Source organism: Frateuria sp. GZRe12 (assembly GCF_051900535.1).
Taxonomy (GTDB): Bacteria; Pseudomonadota; Gammaproteobacteria; order Xanthomonadales; family Rhodanobacteraceae; genus Frateuria_A.
This window is the reverse complement of sequence record NZ_JBHZGI010000002.1, coordinates 30,306-48,573: the sequence shown is the minus strand read 5'-3', so window position 1 is coordinate 48,573 and position 18,268 is coordinate 30,306. Positions and strand designations below refer to the sequence as shown.

Genomic DNA, 18,268 nt, shown 5'->3' with positions numbered 1-18,268 from the left:
CACCTCGCCGGGTAGTGGGTTGAAGCCTACCCTACGGCTGTTTCTTGTCGTTGTCCGGATGCTTGTTTTCCCACTGGTGCTGCTCGTCCAGCAGTTGTTCCGGGTCGAAATTGTCGTCGTTCAGGCCCTGCATTTGCTGGATGACCTCGGCCGGCGGGTTGCCGTCGTAGATCTGGTACAGGCGCCGCTGGCGGTAGGCGTCGCGCATGAATACGTACGGGTCATACGCCGACTCCAGGAAGCTTTCCGCATCGATGCCGCGCGAGCGCAGCGTCACCAGGTACATCATCTGGGGCAGGAACTGCTGGCCGTACTTGTAGTCGTGGTTGTGCGCGTAGATCGACAGCGGATCGAAGAAATAGCTGTCCACCGGCATGCGCCACACGTCGCGCACGGTGGTCGGGCCGATCAGCGGCAGCACGAGGTAGTCCCCATCGGGCACGCCCCAGCGCGCCAGGGTCACGCCGAAATCGTTGTCTTCCAGCGGAATGCCAAGCTGGCTGGCCGGATCGAAAAAGCCGCCCAGGCCCAGCGTCAGGTTGACCAGGAAGCGCCCGGTACTCTGCAGTGCCTGTTTCGGCCGCGCCTGCAGGAGATCGTTGGCGACCGTGATCGGCATGCGGATGTTGGTGAAGAAGTCGCTGACCGAACGGCGCACCGGCGGGTTGGTGACCTTGCGATAGCCCACCGCCACCGGGCGGATCACCGCCTGGTCCACCGCGTTGTTGAACGTGTAGACCTTGCGGTTGAACTTCTCCAGCGGATCGTCGGTGCGCGGCTTGGCAATGGTGCAACCGGCCAGCAGGGCCAGGGCAGCCAGTGGCATCAGGCGGCTGGGTGAAAAACGGGGCAGGGAGAGCATCGGCTGAAGGGATCCGCTACGGGCACCACAAAAGTGTACCGCCTGGTTTTATATTTTTGCAGTCAGGCGGATCGGCGCCGGTCGGTCGGCGATCGAACCGCGCATGATACGCGCATGCCGCATTGCCAGCCAAGCCGGCGCTCGGCTACACTTGCCGGTCTCTAAGTTGCCTTTGTGCTTGAGGATTTCGCATGGCCCGCATTACCGTGGAAGATTGCCTCGAGGTGGTCGACAACCGCTTCGAGCTGGTGTTGATGGCGACCAAGCGCGCCCGCCAGCTGGAGAAGGGCGCCGAGCCGGCGGTCCATCCGGATCACGACAAGCCGACCGTGCTCGCCCTGCGCGAGATCGCCGATCGCCGCATCGACCAGGCGACCATCGACGAGATCGACAAGGCCGAGCGTGAGCGCGCCGAGCGTGAGGCGCTGGAGTGGGCTGCGGCCGAGGTCGACGACGATCTGTCCAAGGGCGGCGACGACTGATGCGCGCCGGCGGCTGCTGCTCGTGCAGTCGCCTTGCCGGCGTCGCCGGCACTTTCGCCACACCTGGCCATAACCCGCACGGAAGCACTGTCTGAACGGGGATCGCGAACCCATGACGGCGACCACGCCCTCCGCTTCCGTGGACCCGTCCGTGCTGCCCCCCTACGTGCTGGCGCTCAAGGAGCGCGTGGCTTATCTCCCGGAAGCCCAGGTGGCGCGCGTGCTGCGCGCCTACGAGGTGGGCGCGCATGCGCACCGCGGCCAGGAGCGCAAGAGCGGCGAGCCGTACATCACCCATCCGGTCGCCGTCGCCGGCATCCTGGCGGAGCTCGGGCTGGACGCCGAGACCATCATCTCGGCGATCCTGCACGACACGCTGGAAGACACCGAGCTCAGCCGCGAAGAAATCACGGCGGAGTTCGGCGACGTCGTGGCCGATCTGGTCGACGGCGTTACCAAGCTGGACAAGATGCGCTTCTCCAATCGCCAGGAGGCCGATGCGGAAAGTTTCCGCAAGATGCTGCTGGCGATGGCGCGCGACATCCGCGTGATCCTGATCAAGCTTGCCGATCGCCTGCACAACATGCGTACGCTCGGCGCCAAGGAGCCGTCCGCGCGCCGGCGCATCGCCCGCGAGACGCTGGAGATCTATGCGCCGATCGCCCAGCGGCTGGGCATGAACAAGTTCAAGGCGGAGTTGCAGGACCTGGGCTTCCGCGCGCTTTACCCGGATCGCTACCGCGTCATCAGCGAGCGTATCCGCGCGGCGCTGGGCAACCGCCGCGAGGTGATGAGCAAGATCGAGCACGCGCTCGCCACCCGGCTAGCCGCCGAGCACCTGCCGGCCAAGGTGGTCGGGCGCATCAAGTCGCCGTGGAGCATCTATTCGAAGATGCGCAACGAGCACAAGAGCTTCGCCCAGCTGATGGACGTGTACGGCTTCCGCGTGGTGGTCGACACCGCGATGAGCTGCTACATGGCGCTGGGCGCGGTCCATTCGCTCTACAGCCCCGTCGACCGGCGCTTCAAGGACTTCATCGCGATCCCCAAGGCCAACGGCTACCAGTCGCTGCACACCGTGCTGCTGGGGCCCTTCGGCGCGCCGATCGAGGTTCAGGTGCGCACGGCCGAGATGGATTCGGTGGCCGAGCGGGGTGTGGCCGCGCACTGGGCCTACAAGACCGACTCGGCCCCGGCCAACAGCGCGCAGGCGCGTGCACGTGAGTGGCTTTCCGCACTGGCCGACAGCCAGGCGCACACGCCCTCGTCGGCCGAGTTCATCGAGAACGTCAAGATCGACCTGTTCCCGGACGAGGTCTACCTGTTCACGCCGCGTGGCGACATCCTGGCGCTGCCGCGCAACTCCACGGCGCTCGACTTCGCCTACGCCGTGCACACCGATGTCGGCGATCACGCGGTCGCCGCGCGGGTAGACAAGAAGCTGCTGCCGCTGCGCACGCGACTGGAGTCGGGCCAGCTGGTGGAAATCATCACCGCGCCATCGGCGGTACCCAATCCGGCATGGCTCGAATTCGTGGTCACCGGCAAGGCGCGCACCGCGATCCGTCAGTACCTCAAGCACCTGCAGCACGAGGACGCGGTGGACTTCGGCCATCGCATGCTCGACCGCGCGCTGGACGCGTTGGGTACCAACATCGACGCGATTCCCGCCAAGGTGCTCGAACGTTTCCTGGAGGAGGCCAAGCTGCGCCGGCTGGAGGAGCTGCTGGCCGACATCGCGCTGGGCAATCGCATGCCCGACCAGGTGGCCCATCACCTGGTCGCGTTGCGTGGCGGCGGCCGCCCCACCGAGGCGCCGCACACGCACGAGAACATCCGCATCACGGGCGCCGAGCGCGGCGTGCTGAGCTTCGGCAACTGCTGCCATCCGCTGCCGGGCGACGAGATCATCGGCTACCTGTCCTCGGGCAAGGGCATCGTGGTTCACCGTGTGGAATGTCCCAACGTGGCCGAGTTCCGCAAGTCGCCCGCGCGCTGCGTGGGGATCGAATGGGATCGCGACGTGCAGGGCGATTACCGCGCGGAGTTGCGCATCGAGGTCATCAACCGACCGGGCGTGCTTGCCACCGTGGCCGCCGCCATCGCCGCAGCCGACTCCAACATCGAGAACGTCGAATACGTCGAGCGTGACGCTGCCGCGGCCACCCTGCTGTTCGCGATGGAAGTGAAGAATCGCAAGCACCTGGCCGACGTGATCCGTCGCGTGCGGCGCACCGGCGTGGTGAGCGGGGCCTACCGTTATCCGTTGTAACGCGTAGGGCGGGCTTCCGCCCATCGACCGTTTCGCGCGAATGGCCGTGGGCTGAAGCCAGCCCCCTCGCCGACCACCCCGACGCGCCTCTAGACTTAGCCTTCCCCCAACGAGGCCACGCCATGTCCCGCAGCATTGTCACCACCGACCAGGCCCCGGCCGCCATCGGTCCCTACTCGCAGGCCGTGCGCGCCGGCAACACCGTGTACTTCTCCGGCCAGATACCGCTGGATCCGGCCAGCGGCAATTTGGTCGAGGGAGACATCGATAGGCAGACCCGTCGCGTGTTCGACAACCTCACCGCGGTGGCCAAGGCGGCAGGCGGTTCGCTGTCGCAGTTCGTGCGGGTGGGCATCTACGTCACCGATCTTGCCAATTTCGCGGCGGTCAATGCCGTGATGGCCGAATACTTCCAGCAGCCGTACCCGGCCCGTTCCACCATCGAGGTGTCGGCGCTGCCCAAGGGCGCGCAGGTGGAAGTCGATGCGATCATGGTGCTGGATTGATCCGTCGCTCCCATCGCGCCGCGGACTGACTGCCCGGCGCGGCCTGCACCGACGTCGCCTTGCTGCATCCTTGCGTAGCGCTGGGCTAGGCTAGCGCTTCATGCCCGCCCGCAGCGCCAGCGTCGCCACTCCGCCTGCCGTCGATCCCGGCCTGTCGCCGGTGGGCGCGCTGCCGGGCGTCGGTCCGGCGCTGGCCGCCACGCTGGCCAGGCTCGGGCTGGAACACGTGCAGGACCTGTGGTTCCACCTGCCGTTGCGCTACGAAGACAGGACCCGCGTCACCGCCATCGCCGATCTGCGGTCCGGCGAACGCGCGCAGGTACTGGGCACGGTGGAAGCCGTCGAGCGAGGCTTCCGCTACCGGCCGCAGTTGAAAGTCGCGATCGGTGACGACTCGCGCCAGACGCTGCTGCTGCGCTTCTTCCACTTCAATCGAGCGCAGGCCGAGCAGCTCAAGCCTGGCCAGAAGCTGTTGTGCTACGGCGAAGTACGCCATGGCGCCCAGGGCCTGGAGATGGTGCACCCGCAGTATCAACGCGTAGGCGAGGATCAAGCCGTGGCGGTGGACGAGCGGCTGAGCCCGATCTATCCGACCACCGAGGGACTGGGCCAGAAGCGGCTGGTCGGCGTGATCGACAAGGCGCTGGCGATGCTGCCGCCGGATGCGGCGCTGGAGCTGATTCCGCCGCCCTTGTGTGCGGCGCACGGGCTGACCTCGCTGCGCGATGCGCTGCTCTACGCACACCGCCCGCCGGCGGACGCGCCGCTGGCGGATCTGGTCAACGGTGGCCACCCTGCGCAGCAGCGGCTCGCTTTCGAGGAACTGCTATCCCAGCACCTGAGCCTCAAGCGCATGCGCGCGGCCGTACGCCGTCGCCGTGCGCCGGAGCTGGACGGCAGTGGCGAACTGCGCGGTCGCTTTGTCGACGGCCTGCCCTTCCAACTCACGGGCGCGCAGCAGCGCGTAGCGCACGACGTGCTTGCCGATATCGCGCGCGCCAAACCGATGCTTCGGCTGGTGCAGGGCGACGTGGGCAGCGGCAAGACCGCGGTCGCCGCGCTGGCGGCGCTGGCCGCCGTGGAAGCGGGCTGGCAGGTGGCGCTGATGGCGCCGACCGAACTGCTCGCCGAGCAGCACCTGCGCAATTTCCGTCACTGGCTGGAGCCGCTGGGCGTCGCGGTGGAATGGCTGGCCGGCAAGCAGCAGGGCAAGGCACGCGCCCAGGCGCTGGCGCGCGTAGCCGCAGGCGCGTCCGTGGTAATCGGCACGCACGCGCTCATGCAGGAAGGCGTGGCATTCGCCCGCCTGGGCCTGGTCATTGTCGACGAGCAGCATCGCTTCGGCGTGCAGCAGCGGCTGGCACTGCGCGACAAGGGGATGGAAGGCGATCTCGTCCCGCACCAGCTGGTGCTCACCGCCACGCCGATCCCGCGAACGCTGGCGATGAGCGCGTATGCGGACCTGGATGTTTCTTCCATCGACGAATTGCCGCCTGGGCGCACGCCGGTGCAGACCGTGGCGGTGTCCAGCGCCCGCCGCGCCGAGGTGATCGAACGCATCCATGCCGCGTGCGCGGAGGGGCGACAGGCGTATTGGGTATGCACGCTGATCGAAGAGTCCGAGCAGCTGCGTGCACAGGCGGCCGAGGTAGCGCACGCGGAGCTTTCCGCAGCGCTGGAAGGGTGTCGCGTGGGATTGGTCCACGGCCGGATGAAGCCGAAGGAAAAACAGGCGGTGATGGATGCGTTCAAGGCCGGCGAGCTCGCCGTGCTGGTCGCCACCACCGTGATCGAGGTCGGCGTGGACGTGCCCAACGCCAGCCTGATGGTGATCGAGAACAGCGAGCGCCTCGGCCTTGCCCAGTTGCACCAGTTGCGTGGGCGCGTGGGCCGCGGCGCGGTCGCTTCCAACTGTGTGTTGCTGTATCAACCGCCGCTGGGCCAGCTCGCGCGCGAGCGCCTCAACGTGATGCGCGAGACCTGTGACGGCTTCCGCATTGCCGAAAAGGACCTCGAGTTGCGCGGCCCGGGCGAAGTGCTCGGCACGCGCCAGACCGGCCAGCTCGCCTTCCGCATTGCCGATCTCGCGCGTGACGCGCACCTGCTGCCGGCAATGCAGCAGGTCGGCGAAGCGATGTTGCGCCAGCATCCGCGCGCAGCCGAACGGCTGATCGAGCGCTGGATCGGCGCCGCCGCGCGTTACGCGCACGCATGACCCGGCGCTCCCGAGTCCTCGACCCGCCCGACAAACGGAAAGCCCCGATCCCCTAAGCTAACGGTTTTTGCCGCAGGCTCCGCATGACCCGACCGCAGCTCCTGATCGATACCGACCCCGGCGTGGACGACGCGCTGGCCATCCTGATGGCGCACGCGCACGCCGACGTCGCCGGCCTCTCCATTGCGGCGGGCAACGTTGGCCTTGACCACACGGTGCACAACGCGCGCGTGCTGGTCGACCTGCTCGGCGTTGCCACGCCGGTGTTCCCCGGCTGCGCCACGCCGCTGGTGCGCCTGCCCGAGGAGGATGCCGCCTTCGTGCACGGTCGCGACGGGTTCGGCGACGTGGGCTTTCCGCAGCCTGCGGGCACGGTGGAAGACGAGGCGGCCGCGCTGGCCCTGCTGCGGCTTACCCGCGAGCGGCCCGGCGAACTGACCCTGGTCGCGCTCGCGCCGCTGACCAACGTGGCGCTGGCGCTGCGGCTGGACCCGACCCTGCCTCAACGGGTCAAGCGACTGGTGGTGATGGGCGGCGCGGTGACCGGGCAGGGCAATACCAGCCGCGTGCCGGCCGAATTCAACATCGGTTTCGATCCGGAGGCCGCACACGTAGTGTTCGAAGCGTTCGCGGATTTCGATTTGGTCGACTGGGAGCTGACCCTGCGCCACGCCTTCGACGAGGATGCGTTCGATGGCTGGCTCGCCGCCGGCGACCAGCGCGCGGCGTTTTACGGCAACATTTGCCAGGTGGCTCGCAAGACCAATCGCGAGCGTGGCCGGCGAGGGATCATCGCCGCCGACGCGCTGGCGATGGCCGTAGCAATCGATCCGGCGGTGGTGGTGCGCAGCGAGCGGCGCGCTGTAGCGGTGGAACTTGACGGCCGGCTGACCCGCGGCGCCACCGTGGTGGACTGGGCCGGCCGGTTGGGCCGCCCGGCCAACGCCACCGTGGTGCTGGAACTGGATCAGGATCGGTTCGCGGCGATGGTGCGTCGGGCGCTCGGCGCCAATTGAAACGCCACGCGATACTCGGCCGCTCCCCGTTACCTGGGGTCAAGTTGACCGTGCCGTCACCCGGCAGCTACAATGCCGCTCTTTTCACCCGCCGCTTTGAGTCCGTCATGAAGCCCGATATCCATCCCAACTACCGTCCGGTCGTTTTCCAGGACCTGTCGTCCGAGTTCGCGTTCCTGACGCGTTCGACGATCGCCACCAAGGAAACCGTCAAGTGGGAAGACGGCAACGAGTACCCGCTGGTCAAGGTGGATATCTCCAGCCAGTCGCACCCGTTCTACACCGGCAAGCAGAAGACCCTCGACGTGGGCGGCCGCGTGGACAAGTTCCGCCGCCGTTACGGCCAGAAGTAAGCGAAGGTCGTTGCACGCCCGCCGCCGCGGCGGTGGCGGGTCTGACATTCCAGGACACGGGGCGGGCCAGTGGCTCGCCCCGTGTCTTTTGCGTGTCCGTGCGGTCCATCCGCGGGCGGATGTGCGCCGGCCGATGTGCGATAATGCTTCGGTTGCATCGGCCGCTTTCCCCAAGTGCGATGCCATTCCCTTGCCGGGCGGTGCCTTTTCGCGGACGCCTCCGGTACGTCTTTAGAGAAGGAGGTTCCCGTGTCCGATTCCAAGGTCGTCAAGCTCGTCGATGAATCGAGCAATCGCAGCGCCGAGCTGCCCCTGCTGAGCGGCACGCTGGGGCCCTCGTGCATCGACCTGGGCACGCTGTACAAGGACACCGGCCACTTCACCTACGACCCCGGCTTCGGTTCGACCGCCAGCACCAAGAGCGCGATCACCTACATCGATGGCGACAAGGGCGTGTTGCTCTACCGCGGCTATCCGATCGAGCAGTTGGCCGAGAAGTCGACGTTCCTGGAAGTGGCTTATCTACTGCTCAATGGCGAGCTGCCGAAAAAGGACGAGTTCGTATCCTTCGAGCACCAGATCACGCATCACACGATGATGCACGAGTCGCTGAAGAATTTCTTCCAGGGCTTCCACCACGACGCGCACCCGATGGCCATGCTGGCCGCCTCGGTCGCCTCGCTGTCGGCGTTCTACCACGACGACCTCAACGTCGATGATCCGGCCGACCGCAAGCTGGCCGCGATCCGCCTGATCGCCAAGATGCCCACGATTGCCGCGGCCTGCTACCGCTATTCGATCGGCTGGCCGTTCCGCTATCCGCGCAACAACCTCGAGTACGTCGAGCGTTTCCTGCACATGATGTTCGAGGTGCCGAGCGAACCGCTGCAGCTCAACCCGGTGGCAGCCAAGGCGCTGGACCTGCTTTTCATCCTGCACGCCGACCACGAGCAGAACGCCTCCACCTCGACCGTGCGCCTGGTCGGTTCCACCGGCGCCAACCCGTACGCATCGATCGCCGCGGGCATCACCGCGCTGTGGGGACCGGCGCACGGCGGCGCCAACGAGGCGGTGCTGGAGATGCTGCAGGAGATCGGCACGCCCGATCGCGTCGACACCGCGGTCAAGCGCGCCAAGGACAAGAACGACAACTTCCGCCTGATGGGCTTCGGCCACCGCGTCTACAAGAATTTCGACCCGCGCGCCAAGATCATCCGCGAGATGTGCCACAAGGTGCTCGCCGAGCTGGGCGTCAACGACCCGCTGCTCGACGTGGCGATGAAGCTTGAAGAGGCGGCGCTGAAGGACGACTACTTCGTCGAGCGCAAGCTGTATCCGAACGTCGACTTCTACTCCGGCATCATCTACAAGGCGCTGGGCATTCCGACCGAAATGTTCACCGTGATGTTCGCCATCGCGCGCACGGCTGGCTGGATCTCGCACTGGATCGAACAGCACGAGACCGCCGGCTCGCGCATCGGCCGCCCGCGCCAGATCTATACCGGCGCGGACGTGCGCGACTACACCGTGCTCGACAAGCGCTAAGTAGAGCGCTTTGCCGACACGAAGCGCCGCGGCCATGCCGGGGCGTTTTTGTTTGCGTTCACTGGTAGGAGCGCACCTGAGCGCGACCGCGCGATGGCTGGAGTATGACGTTCGCGCTCTTGCCAGCGCGAAGGTTTGCGGCATGAGGCAACGCCCCATGCGCGACTGCCCGGCCGACCGCTACATGGCGGTCGCGCGCAGGTGCGCTGCTGCACGATGTGGGGGCATTCAGCGGCGAACCGCGGCCAGCATGCGCTCGAACTCGTCCTCGGCATCGGGCTCGGCCAACAACTCTTCGACGGCGCCCAGCGAGGCGCGTCGCATCGGCTTCTCGTCGATGCGATCCAGCGGTGCCTGGCGCAAGGCATCGCGCGGCATCACGGTGAGATCGAAGGGCAGTCCGTCGGCGGCGAACAACAAAACCGGATAGTCGGCCTGTTCCTCGCGGTCAAGGCGAAGCCGGCGGGTCTGAACTTCCGCTGGTACGCCATGCTCGTGCAGGAACAGCATCACCGCATCGGGATCGTCACTGAAGACGTGGAGGCAGACGGCCGAATGCGCATCCGCCGTGCCTTCGAGCACCGGGCCGACCAGCCGTGGGTCGAAGCGTCCAAGAAAGCGCATCGCCTCCAGCGCGGCCTCGCGCCGCGCTTTCAACTGCTGCGGCTGGCTGTCCGCGCCGAACAATCGCTGGCGCTCGCGCAGCGCATCTTCGATTTCGTGGTTGCGCGGCAGCGCCTGCGCGTCATGAATGCCCAGCCGCTCGGCGGCCTTGAGCTTGGCATGGTGGAAGTCGCGGATGCCGTGCTCGCTCATCAGCCGGGCCGCCTCCTGGGCCACGCGCAGCCGGTTGCGCTGCTGGCGGTCCTGGGCATGGATGCGATGGTGATCGCCGCGTGCCATGTCATTCCTCCGGTGGTGCCGGACCGGCAGCAAAGCCGATCCGGCGTGAGCGGTGCGTCGCCGCGGTGGCCGTCAGAAGATGTCGTACGGGTGCTGCTCGTCCTGGTTCTGCTGCTGCTGCGCCGCCTGGGCGCGCAGTCGGTCGACGTCCTCGACCTTGAGGATCTCGCCCATCGCGTTGGGATCGTTGGGGGCCGTGGGCAAGCCGCTCTGGCGGTTGATCTGCACGGTGGCGATGCCCGGCGGCATCGGCAAGGCGTTGGACGGCATGTCCTTGAGCACCGTGCCCATGTACCCCATCCAGATCGGTAGCGCAGCCTGTGCGCCGAATTCGCCGACGCCGTTGGCGCGACCGAGCGAGCTGAAATCGTCGAAACCGACCCACACCGACGTCGACACGTCGCCGTTGAAGCCGACGAACCAGGCGTCGCGGTGGTCATTGGTCGAGCCGGTCTTGCCGGCCAGGTCATCGCGACCCAGGGCCTTGGCCGCATAACCGGTGCCGCGCAGGATCACGTCCTTCATCAGCGAGGTGATCAGGTAGTCGTTGCGTACATCTATTACCTGCGGCGCGAGCAACGGTGGGTGTGCGCCCTCGCCGTGGGCGTCGGCCGGCAGCACGGCATCGCCTACGCCCGCCACGGTGCTGGCACCGGCCGGCACCGCGGCGACCGCGTTCGCCGGGTGTGCCCCCATGTCCGCCGGCGGCGGGCCGGGCGGGCGGGTGTCGAGCAGGCGCTCCTGGCAGGTGCGGCAGGCGCGTATCGGGTTGGCGACATAGACGGGCTTGCCATCGCGGCCGTCGATCTCCTTGATGAAGTACGGCGAGACGAGGTAGCCGCCGTTGGCGAACACCGCGTACCCGCGCGCCATGCCCATCGGCGAGACCGACGCGGTGCCCAGCGCCAGCGACAGGTTCTTCGGCAATGCATCGGGCGGGAAGCCGAAGCGCGTGATGTAGTCGCGTGCGAAGCGCACGCCGATGGCGTCGAGCAGGCGCACCGAGACAAGGTTCTTCGATTGGACCAGCGCCTCGCGAAGGCGCATGGGACCGTCGAACTTGCCGTCGTCGTTCTCCGGCGTCCACAGCCCGTTGGGCTTGGAAGGATCGGGCAGGGCGAGCGGCGCGTCGTTGACGATCGAGGCGGGCGTGAAGCCGCGTTCGAAGGCCGCCGAGTAAAGGTACGGCTTGAAGCTGGAGCCGGGCTGGCGTGCAGCCATCACCGCGCGATTGAACTTGCTGCGCAGGAAGCTGTAGCCGCCGACCAGCGCCTGCACCGAGCCGTCTTCCGGGTTCACCGAAACCAGCGCGCCCTGCACCTTGGGGAGCTGGGCCAGTTCCCAGTCGCCCTTGTCGTTGCGCGCCACGCGCACGATGTCACCGCGCGTGAGTACATCGCCGACGCTCTTGGGCGTCGCGCCGGTGTGGTTCTCGTTGCGATAGGGGCGAGCCCACGCGATCGCCTCCAGGCCCAGTTCCACCGTTTGCCGGCTGGCCAGGTACAGCGTGGCCTTGCCGTCGGCCACGGCAGTGACGATCGCCGGCTGCATGCCGGAGATGTCGGTATAGCCGGACAGCAGTCGGTCCAGATCGTCGTTGCCCGCGTCGGGCGCCAGTGCCTGGTGCGCCTCGGGCCCTCGCCAGCCGTGGCGGCGGTCGTAGGCGACCAGGCCGTCGCGCATGGCTTCCACCGCCGCCTGCTGCCGCCCGCTGGTGACCGTCGTGCGGACTACGTAGCCTTCGGTCAGAGCGTCATTGCCGAGCCGGTCGAGCGCCTGCAGGCGCACCATCTCGGCTAGGTAAGGCGCATCCACCTCGATCGGCTGCTCGTGTGGGAAGGCGTTGTTCGGCTCGTGCACCGCCTGTTCGTACTCGGCCTTGCTGATGTAACGGTGTTCCAGCATCTGTCCGAGCACCCAGTCGCGGCGAGCCAGCATGCGCTTGGGGCTGTTGATGGGATTGACCAGCGAGGGCAACTGGAAGGTCGAGGCGATGGTCGCGCACTGGGCTATCGTCAGCTGGTCCAGCCTCTTGCCGTAGTAGTACTCGGCGGCGGCGGCCACGCCGTAGGAGCGGTGGCCCAGGAACATCTTGTTGAGGTAGAGCTCCAGGATCTGATCCTTGGTCAGCTCGTTCTCCATGCGCAGCGCGATGAAGATCTCGATCAGCTTGCGCGAGTAGAGCTTCTCCGGACTCAGGAAGAAGTTGCGCGCCACCTGCTGGGTGATGGTCGAGCCGCCCGAACCCTTGTCGCCGCCGGAGATGATGACGTGCCAGCCGGCGCGCGCGATGCCGTGCCAATCCACGCCAGGGTGGTTGTAGAAGTCCGCATCCTCGGCCGCCAGCACCGCGTGCTTGAGCTTGTCCGGCACATTGGCGATGTCGACCGGGATGCGCCGGGTTTCGCCGAACGTGGCGATCAGCTTGCCGTCGGCGCTGAGCACCCGCAGCGGTACCTGCATGTGGTAGTCCTTCAACACCGCTACCGAGGGCAGGCGAGGGGAGACCAGCCAGTAGGCGACTCCGACGGCGGCGATCGCCAGGAACACACCGGTGAAGGCCAGGATCAAGGCCCAGCGCAGCAGACGCTTAAAAATTTGCATGGTTTGGAAGAGCGAGACTCAAGTCAAAACACTGTCGAGTATAGATGTTGCACTATCGATCGCCCGCCCGAACCGGGGCTGGATCGCGAAAACGGCCCACCAGGGGCGGTGTCAACCAAATGTGCAGGCCATCACGCCATTTTGTTGAGAAAGTTGCCGTAGGCCGTTGCCATAGCGTTAATTTTTCGATCTAATGCCTTCGCGCATCCGCCGGTTTCCGGCCCGGACGCCAGGGGCCAAGGGGGAAAATCGTGGGTCTGTTTACACCCAAGAAGCCGTCGCTGATCGGCGTCGACATCAGTTCGACCGCGGTCAAGCTGCTACAGCTGAGCCAGACCGGCGGGCGCTATCGCGTGGAACATTACGCGGTCGAGCCGCTGCCCCCCAATGCCGTGGTCGAGAAGAACATCGTCGAGGTCGAGGCGGTGGGCGAGGCGATCCGACGGGCGCTGGCGCGGTCCGGCTCCAAACTCAAGCACGCCTCGGCCGCGGTGGCCGGATCGGCCGTGATCACGCGCATCGTGCCGATGTCCGGGGATCTTTCCGAGGAAGACCTCGAAGGCCAGATCCAGGTCGAGGCCAACCAGTACATCCCCTACCCGATCGACGAGGTCAGCCTCGACTTCGAGGTGATGGGGCCCGTGCGCGACAACCCGGACATGAACAACGTCCTGCTGGCCGCCTCGCGCACCGAGAACGTTGACATGCGCGTCGCCGCGCTGGACCTGGGTGGCCTCGCTGCCAAGGTGATCGACGTCGAGGCGTTCGCGATGGAGAACGCCTTCGCGATGCTGGTCGACCAGCTCAACGTCAGTCGTGATGCGCTGGTCGCCGTGGTCGACATCGGCGCCACCATGACCACGCTGTCGGTGCTGCGCCACCAGCGCACCATCTATTCGCGCGAGCAGGTCTTCGGTGGCAAGCAGCTGACTGACGAGATCATGCGCCGCTACGGCCTTTCCTACGAGGAAGCTGGCCGCGCCAAGCGCAAGGGCGGCCTGCCCGAGTCCTACGAGACCGAGGCGCTGGAGCCGTTCAAGGAGGCGCTGATCCAGCAAATCAGCCGCCTGCTGCAGTTCTTCTTCGCCGGCAGCGAGTACAGCAAGGTCGACCAGGTGGTGCTGGCCGGCGGCTGCGCCTCCATCGAGGGCCTGTGCCCGATGCTGGAGGAGCAGCTGGGCGTGCCGTGCATGGTGGCCAATCCGCTGGCGCGCATGTCGCTGGCGCCCAAGGTGCAGGCGCAGTCGCTGGCACAGGATGCCCCGGCGCTGATGATCGCCGTCGGCCTGGCGCTCCGGAGTTTCGACTGATGGCACACATCAACCTGCTTCCCTGGCGCGCCGAGCGGCGCAAGCAACGCGAGCGCGAGTTCTTCCTGCAGCTGGGCGCGGCTTTCGGTGCGGCGCTGCTGGCGCTGTTCCTGTGGTCGTTCTGGATGGGCATGCGCATCGACAACCAGAACGAGCGCAATGCCTACCTGCAGGGTGAGATCAAGCAGCTGGACGAGCGCATCGCCAAGATCAAGGATCTCGAAAACGTCCGCCAGCGGCTGCTTGCCCGCAAGCAGATCATCGAACAGCTGCAGGCCAACCGCTCGCAGATGGTCCACCTGTTCGACGAACTGGTTAAGACGATCCCGGCCAGCGTTCGCCTCACCAGCATGAAGCAGAACTCCGACTCGATGGTGCTTTATGGCGTGGCCCAGTCCAACGCCAGCGTGGCCGAATACATGCGCAACCTCGATGCCTCGCCCTGGATGGGCAACGCGGACCTCGACAAGACCGAAATCAAGTACCGCGCCGGGCGCATGCCCTACACGTTCGGCTTGAGCGTCAAGCTGAGCCAGCCGACCGAAGAGGAGACTGGCAAGACGCCGGTGCTGCTGCAGGGCAACGGTGCCCCCGCCGCATCGGGATCCGCGGCCGTCAGTGGGGGGGCTGCCAAATGAAGTTCTTCGACGAACTGCGCAACCTCGACCGCAACAACATTGGCGGCTGGTCCAAATCGATCAAGATCTTCTTCACCGTGCTGGTGTTCCTGGTCGTGATGTTCCTTGGCTGGTATCTGCACGTCAGTGACCAGCAGGACTCCCTGGAGACGCTGGCCGCGAAGGAGGTGTCGCTGAAGCAGGAGTTCACCCAGAAGCAGGCCAAGGCGGTCAACCTCGAAGCGCTGCAGCAGCAGCTCGACGAGATGCAGGACATGCTGCGCCAGTTGCTGCGCCAGCTGCCCAGCAAGACCGAGATGCCCGAGCTGCTGGTGGACATCTCGCAGACCGCGCTGGCTGCAGGGCTGGAAATCCAGGTGTTCGATCCGGGCACCGAGCAGCCCAAGGACTTCTACGCCGAGGAGCCGATCAACCTGAAGATGGTCGGCACCTACCACCAGTTCGGCAATTTCATCAGTGGCGTCGCCTCGCTGCCGCGGGTGGTGATCCTCACCATGCACGACGTTTCGCTGTCCACGCAGCTTCCGATCGGCGCCAATGGCGAACCACCGGCCGGCGGGCAGCTGGTGTTGCAAGGCACGGTCAAGACCTACCGCTATCTGGAAGACGAAGAGAGCGGTGAGACCAAGCCCGCCAAGGGCAAGGGCAAGGCGAGGGGGCGCAAATGAGCAGGTTTAACGCCATCAGGCCTACCCATGTGGCGCGGTTGCTGCTGATGCTTTGCGCCTTGCTGCTGCTGGCCGGTTGCACCCGCGGCATGTCCGACCTGCGCGACTGGGTGGCCCAGGAAAAGAGCAAGAAGGGCGCGCCGATCCCGCCGCTGCCGGTCATCAAGACATTCGAGACCTTCCAATACTCCGATGACGGCAAGCGCGATCCGTTCAGCGCGAGCACCGCCGAGCTGCAGCCGAGCGGCCCGTCGAACGGACCGCGTCCGGACGAGGGGCGCGCCAAGGAGCCGCTCGAGATGTTCGCGCTGGACAGCCTCAAGATGGTGGGCACGGTCGGCACCGGCGCCGGTATCGAAGCGCTGGTGAAGGACCCCGGTGGCGTGATCCACCGCATCCACGTCAATGAATACATGGGACAGAACTACGGTCGGGTCACCGACATCGCGGAAGACCACGTCGACCTGGTCGAACTGGTCTCCAATGGCAATGGCGGCTGGATGGAACGTTCGGCCAGCATCGGGCTCGGCGACAAATGAACACAGGGGCTGACGCAATGAGCAACCACATCCAACCTGTCCGGGGCCGAGCCATGCGCCAAGCACGCCGATGCCTGTTGACGGGCCTGCTGATGGCCGCCGCCGCATGGGCGGGCGATGCCGTGGCAGCCACCAACACGCTCAAGGGGATCAGTTACGACACGTTGCCGGGGGGCAAGGTCGAGCTGCACATGAATTTCGCGGGCGGCCCGCCGCCGCAGCCGCGCATTTTCACTACCGGCAATCCGCCGCGCATCGCCGTCGATTTCGCCGACACGACCAACGCGGCGCCGCGCCACCTGGACATCGGCAAGGGTTCGACCTCGGGCGTCTCGGCCGTTTCCGCCGGCGGGCGTACCCGTGTGGTGGTCGAACTGATGCGCGATGCCTCGTACGACACGCGCGTGGACGGCAACGACCTCGTGATGACCGTCAACAACGGCACCGCGGCGCAGACCACCACCACTGCCTCGGCGATCGACCCGACCAAGGCGCTGCCTTCGAGCATGGATGGCCCGTCCGTGTCCGGCATCGACTTCCGCCGTGGTCCGAACGGCGAAGGCCGCGTGCTGGTCGGTTTCACCGGCGCCGGGGCGGATGTCGACATGCACCGCGAGGGCGACAAGCTCATCATCAACCTGAGCCACGTGAAGCTGCCGGCCGAACAGGCCCAGCGCCTGGATGTGCTCGATTTCGCCACGCCGGTGCAGTCGATCACCACCCGCGCCGGCATGGGCGGCGGTGCGCACATGGAGATCGACCTCAAGGGCAACGTGGAGACCTCCTCCTACCAGACGGCCGACCAGTACGTGGTCGAGGTCGCGCCCAAGAAGGATGCCGCGGCCGCCGATGGCAAGCTGGCCAAGGGCCAGCCGCCGGCCTACAGCGGCACCCGCGTGACGTTCAACTTCCAGGACATTCCCGTGCGCGCGGCGCTGCAGTTCATCGCGGAGATGTCCAAGAAGAACCTGGTCGTGGCCGACAGCGTGGGCGGCAGCGTTACCCTGCGGCTGGTCAACGTGCCGTGGGACCAGGCGCTGGATGTGATCCTGCGTGCCAAGGGCCTGGACAAGCGCAGTGACGGCAACGTCATCTGGATCGCTCCGCAGCAGGAGCTGGCCAATTACGAGCAAAACCTGGCCGAGGCGCGCCTGAAGGCCGAAGACACCGCCGAGCTCGTCACCGACTACGTGCCGATCAGCTACGGCAAGGCAGCCGACATTGCCAAGCTGCTGACCACCGGCAGCAAGAGTGGCGCCGGGAGTGGTGGTGGCGGTGGCACCCGTGGCTTCCTGTCGCCGCGCGGTAGCGTGTCTTATGACGAGCGCACCAACACCTTGTTGCTCAACGAGACGCCCGACAAGATCCGCGAGCTGCGCGAACTCATCGGCGTGCTCGACCGTCCGGTCCAGCAGGTGCTCATCGAGTCGCGCATCGTGGTGGCCACCGACGACTTCACCCGCGAGTTGGGCGTGAAGTGGGGCGTGCAGGCACTGCACACCACCAGCGGCGGCAACGTGATCACCACCGCACCGCAAGGCGGCGCCAACGGCGCAGGCAGCCTTGCGATCGAACGCGCCAACAACAATTCCGGCGCGGGCAACGCCTCGGGTGTCACCACCTATCAGACCGGCGCGGGCGGCTTCAATGTCAACCTGCCGGCGGCCAATCCGATGGGCAGCTTCGGTCTGGCGATCCTGGGCGCGAACTACCTTGTCGACCTGGAACTGTCGGCCGCGCAGACCGAAGGCCGGGGCGAGGTCATCTCCAGCCCGCGCGTGATCACCGCCAACCAGCAGGAAGCGGTGATCCGCCAGGGCCAGCAGATCGGATACGTGACCTATCAGAACAGCGCCACCGGCTCGGCCGGCAGCGGCACCGCCACGGTGCAGTTCAAGGATGCCGTGCTGGAACTGCGCGTGACCCCGACGATCACCGCCGACAGCCGCGTATACCTGAAGATCAACGTCAAGAAGGACGCGCTGGCCCGCTTCATCGACGCCCCGGGCAGCGGCCAGGTGCCGCAGATCGACACGCGCGAGATCAACACCTCGGTGCTGGTGGACAATGGCCAGACGGTCGTGCTCGGTGGCATCTACGAGATCACCAAGGCCAATACCATCAGCAAGGTGCCTGGCCTGGGCGACATTCCTGGCGTGGGCGCGCTGTTCCGCAAGACCGTCAAGAACAACAATAAGGCGGAACTGTTGATCTTCGTGACGCCACGCATCCTCAGCGAAACGCTGCAGTAAGCGCACGACGCAAGGGAAAAAAAGGCGGCTTCGGCCGCCTTTTTTTCGTTTGGAGCCAATGCAGGCGCGACCATGCGGTCCGGCACACGCGGCCCTTGCACGT

Annotated in this window: 15 protein-coding genes; 12 read left to right on the top strand and 3 right to left on the bottom strand. The window is 66.4% G+C overall.

Going from position 1 to position 18,268, the window contains the following annotated elements; genetic code table 11:
- Positions 1-31: 31 nt before the first annotated feature.
- A complete protein-coding gene (locus ACFWZ4_RS05990) occupies positions 32-862 on the bottom strand; it encodes an MlaA family lipoprotein (RefSeq protein WP_439703824.1) in 831 nt (276 codons plus the stop codon).
- A 191-nt stretch (positions 863-1,053) separates the two neighbouring features.
- Here ACFWZ4_RS05990 and rpoZ point away from each other — a divergent pair, with 191 nt between their 5' ends.
- The 7 genes from rpoZ (at position 1,054) to ACFWZ4_RS05955 (ending at position 9,251) form a co-directional block, all read left to right on the top strand.
- On the top strand, positions 1,054-1,344 hold the full coding sequence (gene rpoZ, locus ACFWZ4_RS05985; protein WP_231323352.1) for a DNA-directed RNA polymerase subunit omega: 291 nt from the start codon (positions 1,054-1,056) through the stop codon (positions 1,342-1,344).
- A gap of 112 nt (positions 1,345-1,456) precedes the next feature.
- Positions 1,457-3,616, top strand: coding sequence for a RelA/SpoT family protein (locus tag ACFWZ4_RS05980; protein ID WP_439703823.1), 2,160 nt, complete (start codon positions 1,457-1,459; stop codon positions 3,614-3,616).
- Between the two features lie 122 nt (positions 3,617-3,738).
- Positions 3,739-4,122 carry a RidA family protein gene (locus ACFWZ4_RS05975; protein WP_439703822.1) on the top strand — a complete coding sequence of 128 codons (384 nt, stop codon included), beginning with the start codon at positions 3,739-3,741 and terminating at the stop codon, positions 4,120-4,122.
- A 100-nt stretch (positions 4,123-4,222) separates the two neighbouring features.
- Positions 4,223-6,337 (top strand): ATP-dependent DNA helicase RecG, encoded by a 2,115-nt coding sequence (gene recG, locus ACFWZ4_RS05970; protein ID WP_439703821.1) that lies wholly within the window; start codon positions 4,223-4,225, stop codon positions 6,335-6,337.
- An 83-nt stretch (positions 6,338-6,420) separates the two neighbouring features.
- Complete coding sequence (locus ACFWZ4_RS05965; protein ID WP_439703820.1) at positions 6,421-7,353, top strand: nucleoside hydrolase; 933 nt, start codon at positions 6,421-6,423, stop codon at positions 7,351-7,353.
- A gap of 107 nt (positions 7,354-7,460) precedes the next feature.
- Positions 7,461-7,706, top strand: a complete 246-nt coding sequence (locus tag ACFWZ4_RS05960; RefSeq protein WP_231323361.1) for a type B 50S ribosomal protein L31 — start codon at positions 7,461-7,463, stop codon at positions 7,704-7,706.
- A gap of 249 nt (positions 7,707-7,955) precedes the next feature.
- A complete protein-coding gene (locus tag ACFWZ4_RS05955; RefSeq protein WP_439703819.1) occupies positions 7,956-9,251 on the top strand; it encodes a citrate synthase in 1,296 nt (431 codons plus the stop codon).
- A gap of 228 nt (positions 9,252-9,479) precedes the next feature.
- Here the strand turns inward: ACFWZ4_RS05955 and ACFWZ4_RS05950 are convergent, their stop codons facing one another.
- Together ACFWZ4_RS05950 and ACFWZ4_RS05945 are read right to left on the bottom strand one after the other, a co-directional pair.
- On the bottom strand, positions 9,480-10,154 hold the full coding sequence (locus ACFWZ4_RS05950) for a hypothetical protein (protein ID WP_439703818.1): 675 nt from the start codon (positions 10,152-10,154) through the stop codon (positions 9,480-9,482).
- A 72-nt stretch (positions 10,155-10,226) separates the two neighbouring features.
- A complete protein-coding gene (locus ACFWZ4_RS05945) occupies positions 10,227-12,758 on the bottom strand; it encodes a penicillin-binding protein 1A (protein WP_439703817.1) in 2,532 nt (843 codons plus the stop codon).
- Between the two features lie 251 nt (positions 12,759-13,009).
- Here ACFWZ4_RS05945 and ACFWZ4_RS05940 point away from each other — a divergent pair, with 251 nt between their 5' ends.
- The 5 genes from ACFWZ4_RS05940 to pilQ are packed head-to-tail and all read left to right on the top strand — an operon-like array spanning position 13,010 to position 18,165.
- Complete coding sequence (locus ACFWZ4_RS05940) at positions 13,010-14,068, top strand: pilus assembly protein PilM (protein WP_439703816.1); 1,059 nt, start codon at positions 13,010-13,012, stop codon at positions 14,066-14,068.
- Positions 14,068-14,706 carry a PilN domain-containing protein gene (locus tag ACFWZ4_RS05935; protein WP_439703815.1) on the top strand — a complete coding sequence of 213 codons (639 nt, stop codon included), beginning with the start codon at positions 14,068-14,070 and terminating at the stop codon, positions 14,704-14,706. Before ACFWZ4_RS05940 ends, ACFWZ4_RS05935 begins: the two co-directional genes overlap by 1 nt.
- The gene (locus tag ACFWZ4_RS05930; protein WP_209617436.1) at positions 14,703-15,374 is read left to right on the top strand and encodes a type 4a pilus biogenesis protein PilO; all 672 of its coding nucleotides are present in this window, start codon (positions 14,703-14,705) and stop codon (positions 15,372-15,374) included. Before ACFWZ4_RS05935 ends, ACFWZ4_RS05930 begins: the two co-directional genes overlap by 4 nt.
- Positions 15,371-15,913: a pilus assembly protein PilP gene (locus ACFWZ4_RS05925; RefSeq protein ID WP_439703814.1), complete on the top strand. Its 543-nt coding sequence runs from the start codon at positions 15,371-15,373 to the stop codon at positions 15,911-15,913. The genes ACFWZ4_RS05930 and ACFWZ4_RS05925 overlap by 4 nt, the downstream gene beginning before the upstream one ends.
- Before the next feature lie 53 nt (positions 15,914-15,966).
- Positions 15,967-18,165: a type IV pilus secretin PilQ gene (gene pilQ, locus ACFWZ4_RS05920; RefSeq protein WP_439703813.1), complete on the top strand. Its 2,199-nt coding sequence runs from the start codon at positions 15,967-15,969 to the stop codon at positions 18,163-18,165.
- The last annotated feature ends 103 nt before the right edge of the window (positions 18,166-18,268 follow it).